Genomic DNA, 20314 nt, shown 5'->3' on the forward strand with positions numbered 1-20314 from the left:
TGTGGTCGGATGGAATGCAAAATCGCCGTGGCAGGGAAAGGCGGTTCGGGGAAGACATCGGTCGCCGCCCTGGTGATCCGTTACCTTATGCGGCACGGACCGGGGCCGGTGCTGGCGGTGGACGCCGACCCGAACGCCAATCTGGGCGAGGCCCTCGGCCTGTCTCCATGCGTCGACCTCATGGATGTCTTGCAGGAGATTCAGGGGACGTCCCCCATGGCCGGAGGGATGGACAAGACATCTTATGTTGATGCGCGTGTACGGGAGGCGCTCATGGAAGCGGACGGCGGCCCGGTTGACCTCATCGCCATGGGGCGGCCGGACGGCCCCGGGTGCTATTGCTACGCCAACGCCCTTCTCCGTGCGGTCATGGAGAAGCTGGAGAACAATTACGCCTTCGTCGTGGTCGATAATGAGGCCGGGCTCGAGCACCTCAGCCGCCGCACCACCGATCTCGTTGATCTGCTCCTCGTGGTCAGCGACAACAGCATGCGCGGGGTGCGGTCCGCCGGACGCGTGGCCCGCCTCGTGGCCGCACTCGGCCTGCGTGTGAAACGGCAATGCCTGATGATCTGCAAGGTGCAGGGGAAGCTGAGCCCGGCGATGCGCGAGGAGGCTGCCGCCACGGGCCTTGAGTTCGCGGGCGTCCTGCCGTACGACTTCAGGCTCGCCGCCGGCGACGCGGCCGGAGAGCCGCTTCTGGGGCTGCCGGATGAGGCGGCGGCGGTGCGCTGGTTGGAGCCCGTGCTCGATGAACTGTTGCAGCCGAACCGGAACTTGCGAAAGAAGGTGACATTGCCATGCCGTTCGAGCTTTACCGGGAACATCCGCCCTTCAGGATCAATGAAGTAGAACTGGGGGAGCTGAACACGGAGGGCGGCAGCCGGCGGCTGTCGATCGGCGGAGCGGGGGCCCTGCCCTTCCTCACCTATGACGGACCGCTCGCCCATCTCCCCGCGGTGGGGGCGGAGGTATGGGACGTGGTGCCGGAGTCGTGGCCCGCCCCCCTGGAGGAGGTCCTGGGCCCCGTGGCGGGCGACCCGCTGACCTGGGCCCGATGCGCCGTCCGGGACTGGGGAGCGGAGTTCATCTGCCTGCGGCTCCGCGGCGCCGATCCCGAGCACGGCGACGCCTCGCCGGAGGCGTGCGCCGGTCTGGCCCGGGAGGTGCTGGCGGCCGCAGAGGTACCGTTGGTCATACTGGGGTGCGGCAATGCCGCCAAGGACAACGCCGTGTTGCAGAGCGTCTGCGAGGCCTGTGCCGGCACGCGCTGCCTGGTGGGGCCGGTGACCGGCGACAACTACCGCACCATCGCCGCCGCGGCCATGGTCAACGGGCATGCCGTGATCGCCCAGAGTCCGGTCGATGTCAACATGCAGAAACAGGTCTGCGTCCTGCTCAACGACCTGGGCATGCCGCAGGAACAGATCGTGATGGACCCCACCACCGGCGGGTTGGGGTACGGTCTCGAATACACTTACTCCGTTATGGAGCGCATCCGCCTGGCCGCCTTGCAGGGCGAGGCGAGCCTGGCCTCCCCGATGATCGTGTTTTGCGGCTGTGAGGCATGGCGGGCCAAAGAGGCGAAGAACGGCCCCGCCGACGGGATCGTCCAGGGCGTCGTCTGGGAGGCCCTCACCGCGGCCGCCCTGGTCCTCTCCGGGGCCGATATGCTGGTGATGCTTCATCCCGGGGCGCTGCGCGCGGTGCGACAACACGTCGGATCTCTGGCTGAGGGAGAGATGCCGCTATGATGCTGATCGGTGAGCGTATCAACGGGCTGTTCCGGGATGTGGCGACGGCCATCCAGACGCGGAATCCCGAACCGATCCAGCGGCTGGCGATAGCCCAGCGTGGGCAGGGAGCCGCCTACCTGGACCTGAACACCGGGCCGGCCGTGGATGACCCGGCGGCGGTAATGCCCTGGCTGGTGAAAACGGTGGAAGAAGTCGTCGATACCCCGCTCTGCATCGACGCCGCCAAACTCCCGGTGATCGAAGCCGGCCTGAAGGCCGTCACCAAGGGGAGACCGGTCATCAATTCGACCACGGCCGAGCGCGACCAGTTGGAGAGGTATCTGGCGATGGCCAAGGAGTACGGCGCCTATCTGATCGCGTTGACCATGAACCGGCAGGGCGTTTCGAGGGACGCCGCCGACCGCCTGGCCATGGCGATGGAGATCGTGGTCGCCGCCGATGAACTCGGCTATCCCGTGGCGGATCTCTTTATCGACCCGCTGGTATTGCCCGTCAATGTGGGGCAGGAGCATGCCGTGCAGGTGCTGGAGACGATACGCCAGGTCAAGTCGCTGTCCGATCCCCCGCCACGGACGGTGATCGGCCTCAGCAACGTCTCGCAGGGTTGTCCGCACCGGCCCCTCCTCAACCGCACCTTTGCAGCCATGGCTATGGCCGCCGGATTGGACGCCGCCATCGCCGACGTCGGCGACGGACAGCTCAGGGAAACCATCGCCGCGGGGCGCGTGTTGCTGGGCAAGGAGATTTACAGCGACGCGTTTCTCGGAAGCGCGGGGCGGCGGCACTCCTAGCGAACACACGTTACACGGAGGCGGAAGGAATGAGTTTTGAGCCGAGGATCATCGCTTTCTGCTGCCACCACTGCGCCTACGGGGCGGCGGACCTGGCCGGCGTGCTCCGCCTTCAGTATCCGGCGAACATCCGGATTATCAGGGTGCCCTGCTCGGGCCGGGTGAGCGAAGAGCATATCCTGTGGGCTTTCGCCAACGGCGCCGACGGAGTGTGCGTATCAGGCTGCCTCGAAGGCGACTGCCATTACCAAAGCGGTAATCTCCGGGCCGGTAAAAGGGTGCGGATCTTGAGGAACCGCCTGTGGGACATCGGCCTGGAACCGGAACGCCTGCGGATGTTCAACATCTCCGCCGCCATGGGGAGCGCCTTCATCGGCCTGATGCAGGAAATGACGGACGTCATCCGCGCCCTGGGCCCGGTGGCGGGGAGCGGCGGCGCTCGATAGGGGGGGAAGAGCATGATTCTTGCCCGGCCGAGGCAGGTTTCATCTATCCTGGCGGGTTTGGGCGGCGCCAGGCGCCTGGCGGTGATCGGCTGCCAGGAATGTGTAACGGTGTGTCAGGCGGGCGGCAGGAAGGAGGTCTCCTGCCTTGCTCACCTGCTCCGCATCGCCGGCCTCAAAGAGGGCTTGCCTTTGATGGTCACGGAGGCGACCGTAGCGCGCCAGTGCGATACCGCCTACCTTGCGCCGCTCGACCCTCTTGTGGAACAGGTAGAGGCGTGTATCTCGCTGGGTTGCGGGGTCGGCGTGCAGTTCATCGCCGAGAGATACCCCGGCGTGCCGGTGATCCCCGGGGTGGATACCGTCGGCGGCGGGGGTACGACAGCCCCCGGGGTGTGGGAGGAGCGCTGCGCAATGTGCGGGGAGTGTGTGCTCGATCAGACCGCGGGGATCTGCCCGGTTACGCGCTGCGCCAAGAGCCTGTTGAACGGTCCGTGCGGCGGTTCGAGCGGCGGGATGTGCGAGGTCGACCCCGACCTTCCCTGCGCCTGGGAAATGATCTACCGTCGGATGAAGGAGCGGAAGAGCCTTGACGACCTGCGGTCGATCAGACCACCCAAGAACTGGGTTAGTTCGCGTTCAGGGGGACTGCGCAGGGTGATACGGGAGGATGCAATGCGATGAGCACCGGCCCTCAAACGGACAAAAAAAAGAATGCGGCCGCAAGCCGTCTGGAGGCCGTCCTGCGGGCCGGCATCTTCGCCGTTACCGCCGAGATCGGCCCGCCGAAACATGCCGACGGCACCAGGATCCGGCGGCTTGCCGCCGAGCTGAAGGAATACTCCGACGCGCAGAATCTGACCGACAACCAGACGGCGGTGGTGCGGCTCTGCAGCCTGGCGGCCGCCGTACACGTGTTGCAGGCCGGCGGCGACCCGGTGCTCCAGATGACGACGCGCGACCGCAACCGCATCGCTCTGCAGTCGGACCTGCTCGGGGCGGCCAGCCTGGGGATCAGAAACGTCCTCTGCCTGAGCGGCGATCACCAGCGGTTCGGCAACCATCCGGAGGCCAAAGGGGTCTTTGACCTGGACTCCGTCCAACTGACGGCCGCGGTACGGCGAATGCGCGACGAGGGGCTCTTTCTGTGCGGCGAGGAAATCAAGGCTCCCCCGCGCGTCTTCATCGGCGCGGTGGAGAACCCCTTCGCCGGCCCCGTCGAACTCCGTGTCCTCCGCCTGGGCAAGAAGATAGCGGCCGGTGCGGAGTTCATTCAGACCCAGGTGGTCTACGATGTTCCGGCCTTCAGCGAGTGGATGGCCGCCGTACGGGCGGCCGGCTGGCATAAACGGGCCTTCATCCTGGCCGGGGTCATACCGCCGAAGTCGGACCGCGCCATCCGCTATATGAGCCGCGTGCCCGGGATCACGGTACCCGATGAGTTGATCAGGCGCATGGAACGGGCCGCCGACCCGTTGGGCGAGGGCCGGCGCATCGCCCTGGAGATTATACGGCAGTTGCGCGATATCGAGGGTGTCAGCGGAGTGCACATTATGGCCGTCAACTGGGAGGACGTGGTGCCCGAACTTGTGGCCGAAGCAGGGCTTTACCCGCGGCCACGAATCAGTACAACTCAAGGAGGGGGCGACAGTGATGCTGCCGGACATTGAAATAGCCCGCCGGGCCAGGTTGAGGCCGATTGAGGAGGTGGCCTCCGATCTGGGTTTGACGCCCGATGAAATTGAGCCATACGGCAGGTACAAGGCCAAGGTCAGCCTCGATGTTTACCGGCGGGCGAAGGAGCATCCCCGCGCCAGACTGATCTTCACCACGGCCATCACCCCGACGCCCGCCGGCGAGGGGAAGACCTGCACCGCGATCGGCCTGACCCAGGCGCTCGGGCGTCTGGGCAAGAGGGTGATGGTTTGTCTGCGCGAGCCGTCGCTGGGGCCGACTTTCGGCATCAAGGGGGGCGCGGCCGGCGGAGGGTACTCCCAGGTGGTGCCGATGGAGGATATCAACCTTCACTTCACGGGAGACCTGCACGCCATCTCGGCCGCGCACAATCTCCTGGCGGCGGTGCTTGACAACCACCTGTACAACGGGAATGAACTGCAGATCGATGCCAAGCGAGTCATCTGGCCACGGGTGGTGGACATGAATGACCGTGCCCTGCGCAATATCGTGTGCGGCCTGGGCGGGCCGGCCGACGGCGTGCCGCGCGAGGCCCGCTTCGACATTACGGTGGCTTCGGAGATAATGGCACTGATGTGCCTGGCCGAGGGGCCGCAGGACTTCAAGGAGCGCGTGGGGAGGATTCTGGTCGCCTACACCCGGAACGGAAAACCGGTCTTCGCCCGTGACCTGAAAGTGGCCGGGGCGTTGACGGCCCTGATGAAGGACGCCCTCAAACCCAACCTGGTGCAGACGATCGAGGGTCAACCGGCCTTCATTCACGGAGGGCCGTTCGCCAATATCGCCCACGGGAACAACTCCATCATCGCGACGAGGACGGCGCTTGGGTTGGCGGACTTCGTGGTCACCGAGGGCGGTTTCGGGTCCGACCTCGGGGCGGAGAAGTTCTTTGACATCGTATGCCCTTACGCCGGATTCAAACCCGATGCGGTGGTGCTGGTGGCCACGGTACGTGCCCTGAACCTGCACGGCGGGGTGCCGCTGGCCGAGGTCGGCCGAACCGACCTGGAAGCCCTGCGCCGCGGTCTGGCCAACCTCGACTGGCACGTGCACAACATCAGGAATAATTTCGGGCTCCCGGTCGTGGTCGCGGTCAACCGGTTCCCGACCGACGATCAGGCGGAACTGGATCTGATCCAGCGCCATTGCGCGGAGCAGGACGTACCCGTGGCGATTTCGGAAGTGGTTGCGGCCGGCGGCGCCGGGGGAGAGGAGTTGGCGGTTAAAGTGCTCGATGTCCTGGAAAACTCCGGTGAAGCGTTCGCCTTCCGAGCGCTTTACGACTGGAACCTGCCGGTAAAGGCGAAAATCGAGACCGTCGCCCGCAAGGTGTACGGCGCCGACGGTGTTGTCTACACCGATCAGGCCGCTCAGCAGATCGCCGACCTGGACGGCCTCGGCTTAAGCCGCCTTCCGATTTGCGTAGCGAAGACACAGAGTTCGCTTTCCGATAACCCAAAGCTGCTCGGCCGTCCTACAGGTTGGAAGCTCACGGTGCGGGAAATTCGGCCCGCGGCGGGGGCCGGGTTCCTGGTGGTGTTGACCGGGAAAACAATGACGATGCCCGGTCTTCCGCGGGTTCCGGCGGCGGAAAGAGTTGATCTCGATGCGGACGGCAACGTATTAGGGCTTTTCTAAGAAAACCTCACGCCCGGAACACCGCTTTTGAATCACGACAACAAGACTATGGCTGAACGGGGTGGGGCCGGTGATAATGAAGGCGTTGATTGTGGATGACGAATACCCGGCGCGTACGGAATTGCGCCACCTGTTGTCACAATGCGACTGCATGAAAGTGATCGGCGAAGCCACGAACACCGATGATGCCTGGCAATTGATCAACGCCGTCGACTACGATGTCATTTTTCTTGATATCAAGCTGCCGGGCACCAGCGGTATAGAGTTGGCGTCCAGATTGAAGTCGATGACCAAGGCCCCGCGACTGGTCTTCGTCACGGCTTTCGAGGACCACGCCGTCAAGGCGTTCGCTCTGGGAGCTTTCGACTATCTTCTGAAACCGGTGAGCGATGAACGGCTGCGTGAGACCATCGCCCGGTTGCGCAAGACACTGTGCGAGGAAGCACCCCCACCGAAATGGCTGACGGGTGAGAGGAACGGCATCGCCGTACCGGTGGCGGTGAAGGATATTGTCTATGCCTTCGCCGCCAACAATTCCACTTTTGTGCGCACGTATGCCGATCAGGTGCGGATCAGATGCACCATGGAACAGCTCTGTGAACGCCTGCCGAACGATGTTTTCTTCCGTTCCCATCGCGCGTACCTGGTCAACGTTAACAAGATCAAAGAGATCTGGCCCGACGTTAACGGTGCCTACACCCTGGTCATGAATGACGCGGATCACAGTACGGTTACGGTGAGCCGGGGACGCGTGGAGGACCTCAAAAGGCGCTTGGGATTGCAGGGGCGCCTTCGTCTGAGAGGTGGCGCCTGTGCCCGTAAAAAACGGCCGAGGGAGGGGGTGTAGCACGATGGATACCGTCTGCCGGGTGACGGAGAGCGAAGAGCGGTTGCTGGCGTTCGCCTCGGGCCGAACGTGTGGTTCCGGTAAGCATGTGCGGTCCTGGTGCATCCCCTGCACCGTCGCCTTGAAGCAGGCTGCGGCCGCCATCGGCCGTATCCGCAGCGGGCATGCCGGAGCATCCGACGAGGTGTGCCTCCGGGAGTGCTGCCGGCGGTTGCCGTCCGTCATTCGCTGCAAGTTCGGCCGGACGGCCTGGACGGAGTTGGGGAGATTGCTTGAAGGTCACGGGGATCCCCTGGAGGAGCATGTAACGAAAAAGCAGTGTGCCGCCGGTGTCTGTCCCGGTCTGGTTTCCCACCGGATAGATCCGGAAAGGTGCGTAATGTGTGATCAATGCCGGGAAGCCTGTCCGGAAAAGGCGATCGTGGGACGACGTTACGTGGCGTACCGGACTGATAACCAGCCTTACAGAATCGTCACCCATCGTTGCACCAACTGCGAACAATGCATCCCGGCGTGCCCGGAAAACGCGATCGTGACCGTTTCAGGAGAACATGGCGGGGAGGTGCCGGTATGGTCCTGACAACCACGCCCGGTGTTCCGGGAAAAACCCTTGAGATCCTGGGGATAGTCGGAGCCGAAGCGCGTTGCTGGTTGGACGATGGCTCCGGCGTGCGGTGCCCGGCGATCTTCGAGCAGGGACGGTCCTCCATTCTCGCCAGGCTGGCGGAAGAGGCCCGCGCCCTGGGGGCGGACGCGACGGTGGGGATCGCCTTTCACGTTTGCCCCATTGGCGGAGGCGAGGTGCTCATCACCGCGTCGGGAACGGCCGTCAGATTCCTCGGTCCCAGGAGATAGGCTCCGGCGGGCGGGGATGGCGCGCCACCCGACCACGGGTGTGGCCATGCGCCGCGGTTTTCTTTTTGCTGAAGAGGTGAAAGTATGAAGATCGCCGTCTGTGGCAAGGGTGGCGTCGGTAAAACAACGTTGACCGCGGCCCTGGTCTGGCTCGTAGCCGGCCGGGGCACCGTGGTTTACGCCATCGATGCCGATCCGGACGCCAATTTGGGCCTCGCCATCGGTATCCCCGAGGATGATCTGGCGACGATCCGATCTCTGGCCGACTTGGAAAAGGTGATCAAATCCTGCACCGGCGCCGGCGGAGGCCTTTTCACCCTCAATCCGAAGGTGGACGACATTCTCGATACCCTGTGCTATCATCTGGGACGGGTTCGCTTTCTCCGCATGGGTAATGTCAAGCGGGGTGGAACGGGGTGCTACTGTCGCGAGTACGCGTTCTTGAACGCCGTTGTCACGAGTCTGCTCCTGGACAAGACCGATGCGGTGATCCTCGATATGGCCGCCGGCATCGAGCATTTGACACGCGGGGCCTCCCGCGGGATGGATGCGCTGTTGGTGGTCGTGGAACCGACACGGGCGGCGGTGGACACGGCGCGCAACCTTGCCGCGCTGGCCGCGGACCTCGCCATCCCCCGCGTCTTCTTTGTGGGCAACAAGAGCACCGGGATCGCCGACGACGATTTCCTCCGCCAGACGCTGGATGTGGCCCCTCTGATCGGGAATATCCCGCTTGATCCAGGCGTTTTATACCGGTCGGACACAGCGGGTGCCCGTAGGGGCAATACCCCGGCGGGAGCGGAAGATGTCCTGCGTGTCCTGCTGGATCATTTGCAGTGGCCGGCCGGGCCGGTGACAGGCGCGTGCGGGAGTCCCGCCAGGCTTACCAGGTCAAGGGACAAGGCCGCGCGGTGACGCCGGCAGGCGACGCACAACCCCAGGAAACCATCCGGGACGAGGGTGGAGAGATGCTCGATTTGGGGGGCCGCAGCATAGGGAACACCGCACGATGAGCACCGGCGGAGGGAGAAGGCTGCTCTTATCACTGCTTTAGGCGGTGACGGCGGTTGTTCCGCTCCGGGCATGAAGGTGATTGCCCCGGTGAGGCAGTACCTGGCGCACCGCCCGCAGCCCATACACACCTCCGGAAGAAAGCGCCAGATGATACTGGCGGCCATGGGCGCCGTGCTTATCACCAGGGCCCCCGTCCGGCACGCCGCAGCACAGGCGCCGCATGCCACGCAGAGATCCCTCCGGTAGACCGGGAAAGGCTGGATTTTCGCCACCGCCATTCTCCTGTTTTCCCCCTTTCCTTATGGATAGATACGCTGGACATCGACGGCGGCAGCGCCGAAATGCGCCTTCCGCCGTTCCACCGCCAAAAGGTGAACGTCCCCGGCATCGAGAAGCACCAGGGCCTTGGTGGGACACGCCCTGATACAGGCCGGACCGTCGGGCCGGAAGTAACAGAGGTCGCATTTCACGGCGACCTTTCGCACCTTTTTCTCGTCCTGCTCACCGGCCGGCGCGGGGAGAGGGATGGACGTCGCCAGTCCGACGGCGGAGGGAGACATTTGACGCCCGACCTGAATCTCAATACAGCCGATGGGGCAGGCCAGGGCGCAAATACCGCAGCCCACGCACTTTTTCTCGTTGAGGACAACGGCCTGAGCCTGCGGTTCGATCGCGCCGACCGGGCAGACCCGTGCGCAGGGCGCCTCGTCACAATGACGGCAAGGTAAGGGAACGCTGCCCTGCGGGAGCGGCGTAAGGAACAGACGCGGTACCGGCGTCACGCCCTCCTCTTTGTGCGCGAGGGCGCAGGCCGCCAGGCAGGTGTAGCAGCCGAGGCACCGGGCCGGATCAGGGACGACCAGTCTCCTGGGCATCGGCCCCGTCTCCTTTCTTGCGAGTCTGGCGGTTCACCGGAGGCTCCAGGTCGGTGCGGTACTGTTCCTTTTTCCGGCGGCGGATGGCCCGCGCCTCGACCGAGGAAATCTTTTCCATCCTCGCCGCGCACGCCTTGGCCTCGATCACTCCGGAAACCGGGTCGCGGGCCCGCCCGGTCAGCTCATTGGCGCATGCTTCCCAAAAATGAAAGGTCATAAAAACGGTCCCGGGCGGCACCCGTTCGGTGACCCAGGCGCGCGCCGCCAAGGACGCGCGCCGGGTGGAGACACGGACCAGACCGCCGTCGGTGACGCCGATCCGGCCGGCGTCCCGCGGGTTGATTTCGACGAGTTCCTCGGGCCCCATCTGGTTCAGCACCCACTCCTTGCGGGTCATCGTTCCGGTGTGGTAATGGTAAACCCGCCGGCCCGTGGTGAGCACCAGAGGGTAGTCGTCGTCGGGCTTTTCGACCACGCCGCCGGGCGATGACGCCTGATGGGGAACCGGATGGAGCAGGGCCTTCCCCGACGGGGTCGGAAACACGCCGCCCTCGTAAAGCACGGGGGTGCCGGGATGGCTCTCGTCCGGACACGGCCAGATGAGACCCGACGGACTGTCCAATCGCCGGTAGGAGATGCCGCCGAACTTCTCCGGCACCAGGCGGCGGACCTCGTCCCAGATCTCCCCGGCGGACCGGTACGAAAAAGGGGCGCAGCCCATCTTCTCCGCCAGGGCGGTGAAGATCCGCCAGTCCGGCCTGGCCTCCCCCGGTGGAGGAACGGCGGCCCGCACACGCTGGACCCGGCGTTCCGTGTTGGTGAAGGTCCCATCCTTTTCGGCGGCGCCGGCGGCCGGGAGGACCACCGTGGCCAGCCGGGCCGTTTCCGTAAGAAAGATGTCCTGCACCACAAGCAGTTCCAACCGCGCGAGGGCTTCGCGAAAGCGGCCGGCATCCGGTTCGCTCAGCACCGGGTTTTCCCCGAAAATGTACAGAGCCGTGATTTCTCCACGCAGGATGGCGTCGTCTGTTTCCGTCGCTCTCAGGCCGCGGCCGGCCGGAGGCTCCACGCCCCACAGCCGCCGGCAGCGATGTCGCGCCGAGGGGTCGGAAACGCTGAAATATCCCGGCAGAACATCCGGCAGGCAGCCCATGTCACACGCTCCCTGGACGTTATTCTGGCCGCGCAAAGGAAAGAGCCCGGCTCCGGGCCGGCCGATCTGCCCCGTGATGACCGCCAGGTCGGCCAGGGCCATTACGCTGTCCGTGCCGTGCACGAATTGGGTGACGCCCATACCGTACAGTATCGCCGCCGTGGCGGCGGTCCCGTAGGCGTGGGCCGCCGCTTCCAGGTCCGCGGCGGGAACGCCGGTCAGCTCCTCCACGCGGGACGGGGTCCACGGGGACAGCCCCGCCGCAAGCGCTTCAAAGCCGCCGGCCCGGCTGCCGACCCAGGAGGCGTCGACCAGGCCGTCGCGGATGATCACGTGCATCATGCCGTTGATCACGGGAAGATTCCGTCCCACCGGCACGCGCAGCCAGATATCGGCCCGCGCGGCCATCTCGGTACGCCGGGGATCGGCGACGATCAGCCTCGCTCCCCGTCCCCGCGCCTTGAGAACCTGCCGGGCCGCCAGGGGGTGGCATTCCGCTGTGTTTGAGCCGATGATAAAGATGGCTTCGGTTAATGAACCGATTTCCGGAAGCGAATTGGTCATCGCTCCACTGCCCAGGCTCCTCGCCAGACCGGCGATGGTCGGGGCGTGTCACAAACGGGCGCAGTGATCCACGTTGTTGGTGCCGATCACCGTCCGGGCGAATTTCTGGGCGACGTAGTTATCTTCATTGGTGGCCCTCGCCGACGCGATGAGAGCGAAAGCATCCGGGTTGTGCCGGCGCAGGAGGTCCAGTTTCGCGCCGACGTACTCCAGGGCCTCCGCCCAGCCCACCGGAGTGAGCCTCCCTTCTTTTCGGATGAGAGGCGTTTGCAGCCTGCGGGGGTCGTGCACGTGCCGGTGACCGAAGGAGCCCTTCAGACAGAGTTCGCCTTCGCTCACCGGGTGCGCGGGGTCCCCCTCGGCCCCCGTAATCCGCCCTTCCTTCACCAGCAGATAAAGGCCGCAGCCCACGCCGCAGTACGGACATACCGTAAGCACCCGTTCCATGTCAACCGCCACCCCTCCGCGGCAAGCCAATAAAAGCAACGCCTGGCACAGGTGACTGCTTCCTGCCCAGGCGGACGGCTTTCCACCGCAGTGTTCCCCGGTGGTTATGCCCACCCTTTGCCGCCAGTAACACTGCGTGTTCTTTGAACTTTGGCCGTATTCTATCGGGGATCGGGCGGCGGCGGCAACGATTCCGCCTCGAACGGCACGCGGGCCGGAGTTAATGACAGTTAGGTCGGGCGGATGGCATACTCTGCCGGCACTACAAGTACTACCGACAATGGACGGGGAGTTTTGGGCTCAATAGCGCTCCCAACGCAGGACATCCGCCAGGGACCGCTTGGACGCCCGTCCCCCGCGGTCGGCGGGGTAGCCAACGGGAATCAGCGAAACGAGCGTGAACTCCTCGGGAACCCCCAGGATGAGCTTGACGCCTTCCGCATACTTCTTCTTGTCTCCGGCCACCCAACAGGATCCCAGCCCCAGGGCCGTGGCGGCCAGCAGCATGTTCTGCGTCGCCGCGGACCCGTCTTCCAGGTAGTATTTTTCGGTCCTCTTGCAGAACACGGCGATACACACCGGGGCCTCGGCGATGAATTTGCCGTAGTCGGTAAGGGCAGCGATCCTCCCGCGGGTTTCCGCTTCGGTTACGGCGATGAATACCCACGGCTGCTTGTTGTTCGCGGTCGCCGCCAGCCGGCCGCAGTCGATGATTTCCTCCACCAGATGGCGCGGTACTTCGCGCTGCTCGTATTTCCGCACGCTGCGCCTTTCCTTGATAAGGGCCGTCGATTCCATTTGCGAGCCTCCCTGCCGTCAGTATCAGTCTTTAGGATAACATAAACCCCCGGTACAAACCCGTTCAGTTACACCTCATTTTTGGCGGGTCTGTTGGCTGTCAAGGGCTTTCGTTTTACAATTATCGCATGACCAGCGACATCCTCCTCTGCGACCTTGACGCCTTTTTTGCCGCGGTGGAGCAGCATGACCATCCGGAGTACCGCGGCCGGCCGGTTATTGTCGGCGGGGACCCCGGGGCCAGGGGGGTGGTTTCCACCTGCTCCTACGAGGCCCGGAAGTACGGCGTCCGCTCCGCGATGCCGGTGCGGCGGGCGCTTGAACTCTGCCCGAAGGCGGTGTTGCTTCCGGTTGACATCCGCCGCTACCGGGAAGTGTCGGCGCAGGTGATGGAGGTGTTCCATCGCTTCACCCCGGACATCGAGGCCGTTTCCATTGATGAGGCCTACCTGGCCGTGAAAGCCGGAAGGGGCGTGGAAACGGCGGCGCAGATCCGTGATGCCGTCCGAATGGAACTGGGTCTTCCGGTTTCGGTCGGCGTTTCCGGTAACAAGCTTTTGGCGAAGATCGCCTGCGAGATGGCGAAACCTGACGGCCTCAAGGCCCTCTGGCCGGCGGACGTGCCGGCCGTGCTCTGGCCCCTGCCCGTAAAGGTCCTTCCGGGCGTCGGCCCGAGGAGCGAAGAGAAGCTGACGGGCGCCGGCATCCGGACGGTGGGGGACCTGACGTGTGCTCCCGCGTCGTTACTGAAGGCCTTGTTGGGCGAATTCGGCGCCACCCTGCGGAACTACGCACACGGGTTGGACGACCGCCGGCTGGTGCCCGTGCACCAGGTCAAATCTGTGTCCGAGGAGACGACCTTCCCCCACGACGTGGCGGAAAGGGAATACGTTTGGTCGGTCCTGATGGAACTGGCCGAGGGCGTTGGTTATCGCCTACGGAAGAAGGGCCTGACGGCCAGGACGATCACCCTGAAGCTCCGGTACGCCGACTTCCGGACCATCACCCGGGCCCGGACCCTGGCCTGCGCCACGGACCGGGATACGGTGATCTATAAGGCGGCGCGCGAGCTGTTCGACCGCCACGGCGGTACGCCCCCCTGGCGGCTGATCGGCGTACGGGCGTCGAATCTTACGCCGGGCGAGCAACTCTCCCTCGTTCCCTCCGGGGGCGGGGAGAAGGAACGGGAGGTCAGCCGGGCACTGGACGGTCTCCGGGCCAGGTACGGCCGGGAGATGGTGTGGCGGGCGAGGCGGCTCGTGGTGAAGGAGAAAGATGAGCGGACATAGGCACGGCCGGCTTCCTGGTCAACGGGGGCCGGTTGTTTAGTGCCGGCCTTTGGGGGATATTAAGCAACGATACTTGGGCCAAGGAGAGGGAAGTCCAGTGCGAATGTTCTGCAAACAGTGCGGGCAGCCCGCCGGGTACAACCGGCGGGCTTCTTTTAGCAGGACGTGACTATACAAAGTAATCCAGGCGCGCCCCGGGGAAGAGGCGGCCGATGAGGTCCTCAAACAAGACCTCGGCTTCCTTAAGGACGTCGCGGGGGTAGAGGTATTTGCCGTAACCGAACTGTCCCCGGCGGTATTGTCGCCGGCCCGGATCAAGGGGCAGGGAGGTGTGCGGGAACATCTCGAGGATCGTTGCCTTGGCCCGGTCGGTGAAGCGGTGGGTGATCAGCTCAAACGTAAAGTCAGCTCCGCGCAGGTCCCCGCAGGTCTGCCTTATCAGATGGAAGAGAGCCTCATAGTCGCTCTTCCAGTCCCCTTCGAGGAAAAGCGGCGCCACGATGAATCCCGAGGGGTAACCCGCCTCCAGGATCAGGCGCAACGCCGCCAGGCGTTGCGGTACGGGGGGCGTCCCGTGCTCGTAAGCCCGCACCACGCGATCGGTATTGATACTGAACCGGAAGCGCGTATGGCCGTTGTGGGCCAGCCGTGTGAGCGGCCCGACATCGGTATACTTGGTAACGAAGCGGAATCTCCCGTTGGGCCGGGAGGCAAAGAAGGTGATGACGTCGCGCAGGGCACGGGTGTAAGTCTCGACGGGCAGGGGATCCGAGGTGCAGGAGCCCTCGAAGGTGCGGATCCGTCCCCCGGCCTCATCCAGGTATGCCCGGGCACGGGAGAGGATCTCCTCCAGGTTGACGTAGACCTGCACATAGGGCCTTTTTCCCAATGTGGTTTGAAGGTAGCAGTACTCGCAGAAGCTCGGGCAGCCTGAAGAAAGCGGCAGCTGGTAGTCGGCGGAGGGCTTGGACGGCAGAAAGCGAGCCGCATTGACGGTGGTCACCACAAGGGTGCGCTTCGCGCGGATGTAGCCCCGGCGCGGGCCTTCGAGGGGCGGAACCGGGACGCGCTGCCGGGGACCAAGGACGGTTACCGGGACTCCCCTGTCACGGAAATAGGCCGCGATTTCCCGGCCCCGGGGCCAGTCCAGGGCCCGCTCGCGGACGAATACGGCTTCGGGTTCAAAGGCCACCGGTGTTCACCCTTTTTTAGCTTGCCCCCGGGAACGGCCCGTTAACCAAACGGGGTGCTCGGGTCTCCCCGGTCTACTGCCGCAGGATGAGAAGCGCCGCCGGGGCGAGGCCCAGAAGGCCCAGGGAGAACATCAGGACGGCGAAGCGGTCAGAGCGGTGCACAGGGAATATCCTTCTTGCTTTGGCATGCAAGGCGCCGCACTAGCGCCAGATACGGGGCCCTCATGGGGCGCAGTAGTAATAGAGCAGGAGCCCGGCGACAACCAGCAGGGCGATGCCCAGGTAGCGCAGAAACGGCACGGCTGGACCCTCCCGTTCACCCTTGTTGCTCTGGCTACATTATAACCGTGCCCGGAATGTGACGAAAGCCCCGGCGGAAATGGGACTCGAGACCGTTGTCACAAAAGGCGGCTCCGGTCAGTTAATAGGGAAAGGAGGCGATGACATTGTCCTGGCTCGGTACGTCGTTGGCGATGGTCATGGTCTTCGCCTTGGGCTTTATGGTACTGATGGCCGAGGCGCACCGTAAGAGATCGCAAACGAGAAATCTCTAACACTTAATACTGCCGGCTTCGGCGTCCCCGGGGACCTAAACGGCCCAGGGGACGCCGGCCTTTTAACGGCCCCTTGCGGGAAGTTGCCGGTCTTCCCGGGGAGGTATTCGGGATACGGGGGAGAATATATGAGCGTGATTTGAAGCGGGAAGGGTGAACGCTCATCAGGCAGAAGATAAGGCGGCCGCTCAAGGCCGTGGTGTTTGACATGGATGGGACGCTGACGCCGGTGCACAGCGTCTGGCAGTATATCCACGAGCACCTTGGGACCTGGGAGAGCCACGGTTTGCGCTCGCTCAGCGCCTTCCTGGCCGGGCGGATCACCTACCGGGAGTTCGCCGACCGCGACGTCGCCGCCTGGCGGGGGGTGCCGCGTGCGCGCCTGGAGGAGGCGGTGGCCGCCATCCCTTTGCGCCCCGGGGTGCCGGAGTTGGTGAATACCCTGCGGGAGCGGGGCTGCCGCCTGGCGGTTCTCTCCTCCGGCCTGGACCTTCTCGTGCGCCGGGTGGCCGACCCGCTTGGATTTGATCTTTGTATTTGTAATGAGCTGGGTTTCTCCGGCGGAGTCATTGACGGCCGGGTTACCATTAACGTGGGGTGGGACGGGAAGCCGGGGCAACTGCCGACGATTTGCCGCCGTTTCGGGGTCATGCCGGGAGAAGTGGCGATGGTCGGCGACGGCTCCGGGGATGCCGCGGTCTTCCCGCTGGTCGGCCTCGGAGTAGCGTTCAACGCCGCCCCGGAGGTCGAGGTCCTGGCCCATGTCACGGTGCGGCATGAGGACGCACGGTCGCTTCTGCCGGTGTTGTTGCCGCGATTGGCGGGGGATGGGGAGTGGACGAATGCCGTGGCGGTCCGTTGAAGTCGTGACCCATGCGCGCGAGGAGTTGGTGGACGTGACGGCGCAGGTCAACCGTGTGGTTGCCGAGAGCGGGGTCCCGGACGGAGTGTGCCACCTGTGGGTGCCGCATACCACGGCGGGGGTCTGCGTCAACGAGCACGCCGACCCGGCGGTGGCTGAGGACCTCCTGGCCCACCTCGCGCGGCTTGTGCCGCGGCGGGGGGATTACCGCCACGCCGAGGGCAACAGCGATGCCCATATCAAGGCCGTCCTGGTCGGGTCGGGCATAAGCATCCCCGTGGCCGGGGGGCGCCTGGCCCTGGGCACCTGGCAGGGCGTCTTCTTCGCCGAATTCGACGGTCCCCGCCGCCGCCGCCTTCAAGTCTGCGTCGTGCCGGCTGCGCCTTGACGTCGGCCGGCGTGCCTCCGGTCAGCCGCAGCAGGTCCTCCGGCGTGAGCAAACCCCGCCTCACCGGGCAGCCCGTAACACGGGTGGGTAAAGTCCGGGTCCGCATACGTACTTTTGACCCTGCTATTGCTGCCGGTTTCTTAGTGTCGACGCGATTGTGGCCGGCGGTAGCACGGCCCGTCTGTGCCTGGCAAGGGCCGCTTCTTTGTTAAGGAGGGCAAGCACATTGGACGATTGGAGCGGGAACAGCCGCCCGGGGGTAAGGGACGGGCTGGTTGACGGCCACGTGCACCTCTTCCCGCCCGGGGTGCAGAAGGCGATCTACCGCTGGTTCCGGGAACGGGATTGGCGGCTGGCGGTTGACGGGTTGATGGGGGAAGAGATCCTGGCTTACCTCGCGCGCAAAGGAGTGTCGCGGGCGGTGGGCTGCGCCTACGCCCACAAACCGGGCCTGGCCACCTTCCTCAATGACTGGCTGGCGGATCTGGCGCGTGAACACCCGATGGTCCTTCCCCTGGGGACGGTCCATCCGGACGATCCCGACCCGGCGGCGGAGGCTAGGCGCTGCCTCGACGAACTTGGTTTCGCGGGCCTCAAGGTCCACTGTGCGGTGCAGGAGGTAGCGGCCGACGACGCCCGGCTTTTCCCGGTCTACGAGGCGGCCCTGGACCGGGGCCGGCCGGTGCTCATCCACGCCGGCGGCGCACCCTACCCGACCCCCTGGCTGGGTTACGAACGCTTCGCGGCCTTAATGCGGCGCTACCCGGATCTAAAGGTCCAGGTCGCTCATCTCGGAATGTGGGAGCACCCGCGCTTTCTGCGCCTTGCCGACCGTTATCCCAACCTTTATTTCGACCTGGCCGCGGTCACCGACCGGCATATGGGGCTGCCGACCGAAACCCTGGAGGCGATCCTGCGCCGCTACCCCGAGCGCATCATCTTCGGCAGCGACGCACCGGTGATCGAAGGTGACTACGAAACCTTCCCCCGTTTCCTGGAGAGACTAAGCCTGCCGGAAATGGCCCTGCGCCATGTCTTCCGTAGTAATGCCCTTGACCTCTGGGATGTTCCCTGAAGAATCAAATGAGGTCCAGGGTGACAAAAAACCCCGCCGTGAGGGCGGGGTTATGTTTAAGAGGCATCTGGTGTTAGTACGGCCAGGAGGAGAGGCCGCCCTCCAGGAAACGGACATCCTTGAAACCGAGTCCATCCAGGACGCGCTGCGCCTCCCAGGCGCGCATGCTCACCGTGCAGTAGGGAACCAGGGTCTTGTCCCGTGGCAGCCTTTCGTGGAGTTCGCGTATCTTGGCCAGGGGAATGAACTTGACCTGGTCGCGGATCGGGGGGACGTCCGAGAACTCGCGGTTGGTGCGCACATCGACGAAGACGACATCCTCCCCGCGTTCCAGCATCTCCTTCATCTCCGGGACCTCGATGGTCCGGGCCAGGCCGTCCAGCTTGTTGCGCAAGGTGTTGGCCGCATGGTGCAGCACGTCCATCGAGGTGTTGTACGGCGGCGCGTAGGCCAGGTCGAAGTAGGCGAGCTGATCCACCGTCGCCCCCATGTGCAGGCAGGCGACGATGACGTCCAGGCGCTTGTTGATCTCGCCGGGGCCGACGATCTGGGCGCCCAGAAGCTTGCGCGAGGGGGCGTCGACAACCAGTTTGACGTGGACGGCGGCATGCCCCGGGTAGAAGTGGGCGCGGTCCGAGCCGGCGACGAGAATGGTTTCGACCTGGTAGCCGAAGTCCTGGGCCTGTTTCTCGGTCAGGCCGGTACGCCCGACCGTATAGTCGAAGACCTTGTAAATCGAGGTCGACAGAACGCCGGGGAAGGTTTCACGGCCGCCGACGATGTTCGTGCCGATAACCCGGCCCTGCTTGTTGGCCACCGAACCAAGGGGCGTGTAGATCGATTTGGCGGTGATGAGGTGGGTGCTCTCGACGCAGTCGCCGCCCGCGTAAATGTCGGGATCGGAGGTCTGCATGCGCTCGTTGACCTTGATTGCTCCGGTCCCGCCGATTTCCAGGCCGGCCTCACGTGCCAGGGTGACGTTGGGGCGCGCGCCGATGGCCACCAGGACGAGGTCGGCCGGGACGGCGCCGTTTGGTGTGATAACGTTCATAGAGCCGTTCTCGGCGGGTTCGATGCGCTGGACCAACTCGTTGACGCGGATCTGCAGGCGATTGATGTTCAGGTGCTTGGTTACGAGGGCGGCGATTTCCGGATCGAGCAGGGCCGGGGTGATGTGGGGCATGGCCTCCAGCACGACCACCCGGGGCGGACCTCCCGGCAGGCCGCGGGCCCGCAGGATCGACTCGGCCACCTCCAGGCCGATCAGGCCGGCGCCGACGATCACCACCTGGCCGATCTTACCGGTGGCCAGCTTGCTGCGGATGACCTGGGCGTCGTCCGGCGTCCAGACGTGGTGGACGTTGGGCAGGTCGGTTCCGGGGACCGGGAGTCGGGCCGGGCGCGCCCCGGTGGCGATCACCAGGCGGTCGTAGGGCAGGGAAAGCTGTTCGCCCGTTTCCAGGTTAACGGCGTGGACCACTTTCTTCTTGCGGTCAATTGACTCGGCGCGGGTCCGCGTGAGGAAGTCAACGGCCTTCACGCGGCGGAAGAAGGCGGGGTCGCGCTTGATGCCGACGGGCGTGCTCAGCAGCGCCTCCAGGTGCTCGGTCTGGCCGCCGATGTAGTAGGGTATGCCGCAGGCGGCGTAGGAGATGTGTTCTCCCTGCTCGAGGACCGTAATTTCGGCTTCGGGGTCAAGCCGGCGGGCGCGGGCCGCGGCCTTGGGGCCGCAGGCGACGCCGCCGATGACGACGATGCGCAACGGGGCCATGGGCTGTTCTCCTCTCTATCGGGAATTGCTTTTTTTAGTCGTACCCCCGTCTCCGCCCTCCGATGCCCTTCGTATATACCGGGCGCGGCGCGCAAACGCTAGGCGATGGAAGGGGGTATCGACGTTGCGGCTGGACTGGGAGCGCAACATCGGGCGTGTCGATCAGGCCGTTCGGGGTATCCTCGGGGCCGGCCTGCTGATCCTGGCGGCGGCGGGCGTCGTTTCCGCCGGGTGGGCGGCCGCGGCCGCCGTTGTGGGGTTCGCCCTGCTCCTGGAGGCGGTCAGCCGGTACTGAATCGTGATGG

At 65.0% G+C, this 20314-nt stretch carries 22 protein-coding genes and 1 riboswitch; of the genes, 16 read left to right on the forward strand and 6 right to left on the reverse strand.

What is annotated here, in order from left to right; translation table 11 throughout:
- Positions 1 to 9 precede the first annotated feature (9 nt).
- The 11 genes from QMC81_06090 to QMC81_06140 all read left to right on the forward strand — a co-directional run bounded on the left by QMC81_06090 (position 10) and on the right by QMC81_06140 (position 8941).
- The gene (locus QMC81_06090) at positions 10 to 852 is read left to right on the forward strand and encodes an AAA family ATPase (GenBank protein MDI6907038.1); all 843 of its coding nucleotides are present in this window, start codon (positions 10 to 12) and stop codon (positions 850 to 852) included.
- A complete protein-coding gene (locus tag QMC81_06095) occupies positions 801 to 1754 on the forward strand; it encodes an acetyl-CoA decarbonylase/synthase complex subunit delta (GenBank protein MDI6907039.1) in 954 nt (317 codons plus the stop codon). The genes QMC81_06090 and QMC81_06095 overlap by 52 nt, the downstream gene beginning before the upstream one ends.
- Positions 1751 to 2548, forward strand: coding sequence for a dihydropteroate synthase (locus QMC81_06100; protein ID MDI6907040.1), 798 nt, complete (start codon positions 1751 to 1753; stop codon positions 2546 to 2548). The genes QMC81_06095 and QMC81_06100 overlap by 4 nt, the downstream gene beginning before the upstream one ends.
- Positions 2549 to 2577: 29 nt before the next feature.
- Complete coding sequence (locus tag QMC81_06105) at positions 2578 to 2994, forward strand: hydrogenase iron-sulfur subunit (GenBank protein ID MDI6907041.1); 417 nt, start codon at positions 2578 to 2580, stop codon at positions 2992 to 2994.
- A 12-nt stretch (positions 2995 to 3006) separates the two neighbouring features.
- Positions 3007 to 3675 carry a methylenetetrahydrofolate reductase C-terminal domain-containing protein gene (locus tag QMC81_06110; GenBank protein MDI6907042.1) on the forward strand — a complete coding sequence of 223 codons (669 nt, stop codon included), beginning with the start codon at positions 3007 to 3009 and terminating at the stop codon, positions 3673 to 3675.
- Positions 3672 to 4661 carry a methylenetetrahydrofolate reductase gene (locus tag QMC81_06115; GenBank protein ID MDI6907043.1) on the forward strand — a complete coding sequence of 330 codons (990 nt, stop codon included), beginning with the start codon at positions 3672 to 3674 and terminating at the stop codon, positions 4659 to 4661. Before QMC81_06110 ends, QMC81_06115 begins: the two co-directional genes overlap by 4 nt.
- Positions 4645 to 6324 (forward strand): formate--tetrahydrofolate ligase, encoded by a 1680-nt coding sequence (locus tag QMC81_06120; protein ID MDI6907044.1) that lies wholly within the window; start codon positions 4645 to 4647, stop codon positions 6322 to 6324. Before QMC81_06115 ends, QMC81_06120 begins: the two co-directional genes overlap by 17 nt.
- 76 nt (positions 6325 to 6400) lie before the next feature.
- On the forward strand, positions 6401 to 7171 hold the full coding sequence (locus QMC81_06125; protein ID MDI6907045.1) for a LytTR family DNA-binding domain-containing protein: 771 nt from the start codon (positions 6401 to 6403) through the stop codon (positions 7169 to 7171).
- 4 nt (positions 7172 to 7175) lie between these two features.
- Complete coding sequence (locus QMC81_06130) at positions 7176 to 7751, forward strand: 4Fe-4S binding protein (GenBank protein MDI6907046.1); 576 nt, start codon at positions 7176 to 7178, stop codon at positions 7749 to 7751.
- Positions 7742 to 8026: a heavy metal-binding domain-containing protein gene (locus QMC81_06135; protein ID MDI6907047.1), complete on the forward strand. Its 285-nt coding sequence runs from the start codon at positions 7742 to 7744 to the stop codon at positions 8024 to 8026. Before QMC81_06130 ends, QMC81_06135 begins: the two co-directional genes overlap by 10 nt.
- 84 nt (positions 8027 to 8110) lie before the next feature.
- Complete coding sequence (locus QMC81_06140) at positions 8111 to 8941, forward strand: AAA family ATPase (protein ID MDI6907048.1); 831 nt, start codon at positions 8111 to 8113, stop codon at positions 8939 to 8941.
- On the opposite strand, the gene QMC81_06145 is transcribed toward QMC81_06140, so the two are convergent.
- The 4 genes from QMC81_06145 to QMC81_06160 form a co-directional block, all read right to left on the reverse strand.
- Positions 8854 to 9318 (reverse strand): 4Fe-4S binding protein, encoded by a 465-nt coding sequence (locus QMC81_06145; GenBank protein ID MDI6907049.1) that lies wholly within the window; start codon positions 9316 to 9318, stop codon positions 8854 to 8856. The two genes, QMC81_06140 and QMC81_06145, sit on opposite strands and share 88 nt — an antisense overlap.
- 21 nt (positions 9319 to 9339) lie before the next feature.
- On the reverse strand, positions 9340 to 9915 hold the full coding sequence (locus tag QMC81_06150; GenBank protein MDI6907050.1) for a 4Fe-4S dicluster domain-containing protein: 576 nt from the start codon (positions 9913 to 9915) through the stop codon (positions 9340 to 9342).
- The gene (gene fdhF / locus QMC81_06155; protein ID MDI6907051.1) at positions 9890 to 12079 is read right to left on the reverse strand and encodes a formate dehydrogenase subunit alpha; all 2190 of its coding nucleotides are present in this window, start codon (positions 12077 to 12079) and stop codon (positions 9890 to 9892) included. Before fdhF ends, QMC81_06150 begins: the two co-directional genes overlap by 26 nt.
- A gap of 57 nt (positions 12080 to 12136) precedes the next feature.
- Positions 12137 to 12220, reverse strand: a riboswitch (ZMP/ZTP riboswitch).
- Between the two features lie 159 nt (positions 12221 to 12379).
- The gene (locus tag QMC81_06160) at positions 12380 to 12877 is read right to left on the reverse strand and encodes a nitroreductase family protein (GenBank protein MDI6907052.1); all 498 of its coding nucleotides are present in this window, start codon (positions 12875 to 12877) and stop codon (positions 12380 to 12382) included.
- A gap of 128 nt (positions 12878 to 13005) precedes the next feature.
- Between QMC81_06160 and dinB the strand changes: the two genes are divergently transcribed.
- Positions 13006 to 14166 (forward strand): DNA polymerase IV, encoded by a 1161-nt coding sequence (gene dinB / locus QMC81_06165; protein ID MDI6907053.1) that lies wholly within the window; start codon positions 13006 to 13008, stop codon positions 14164 to 14166.
- A gap of 169 nt (positions 14167 to 14335) precedes the next feature.
- On the opposite strand, the gene splB is transcribed toward dinB, so the two are convergent.
- A complete protein-coding gene (gene splB / locus QMC81_06170) occupies positions 14336 to 15358 on the reverse strand; it encodes a spore photoproduct lyase (GenBank protein ID MDI6907054.1) in 1023 nt (340 codons plus the stop codon).
- Between the two features lie 751 nt (positions 15359 to 16109).
- Here splB and QMC81_06175 point away from each other — a divergent pair.
- The 3 genes from QMC81_06175 to QMC81_06185 all read left to right on the forward strand — a co-directional run bounded on the left by QMC81_06175 (position 16110) and on the right by QMC81_06185 (position 18238).
- A complete protein-coding gene (locus tag QMC81_06175; protein MDI6907055.1) occupies positions 16110 to 16775 on the forward strand; it encodes an HAD family phosphatase in 666 nt (221 codons plus the stop codon).
- Positions 16756 to 17163, forward strand: coding sequence for a secondary thiamine-phosphate synthase enzyme YjbQ (locus QMC81_06180; protein MDI6907056.1), 408 nt, complete (start codon positions 16756 to 16758; stop codon positions 17161 to 17163). Before QMC81_06175 ends, QMC81_06180 begins: the two co-directional genes overlap by 20 nt.
- 226 nt (positions 17164 to 17389) lie before the next feature.
- Positions 17390 to 18238 carry an amidohydrolase family protein gene (locus tag QMC81_06185; GenBank protein MDI6907057.1) on the forward strand — a complete coding sequence of 283 codons (849 nt, stop codon included), beginning with the start codon at positions 17390 to 17392 and terminating at the stop codon, positions 18236 to 18238.
- 73 nt (positions 18239 to 18311) lie between these two features.
- Here the strand turns inward: QMC81_06185 and QMC81_06190 are convergent, their stop codons facing one another.
- Entirely contained in the window at positions 18312 to 20009 is a 1698-nt protein-coding gene (locus QMC81_06190) for an FAD-dependent oxidoreductase (GenBank protein ID MDI6907058.1), read from the reverse strand.
- 124 nt (positions 20010 to 20133) lie between these two features.
- Between QMC81_06190 and QMC81_06195 the strand changes: the two genes are divergently transcribed.
- A complete protein-coding gene (locus QMC81_06195) occupies positions 20134 to 20304 on the forward strand; it encodes a DUF2892 domain-containing protein (protein ID MDI6907059.1) in 171 nt (56 codons plus the stop codon).
- The last annotated feature ends 10 nt before the right edge of the window (positions 20305 to 20314 follow it).

The organism is Thermoanaerobacterales bacterium (genome assembly GCA_030019475.1).
In the GTDB taxonomy this organism is placed as follows: Bacteria; Bacillota; Desulfotomaculia; order Desulfotomaculales; family JASEER01; genus JASEER01.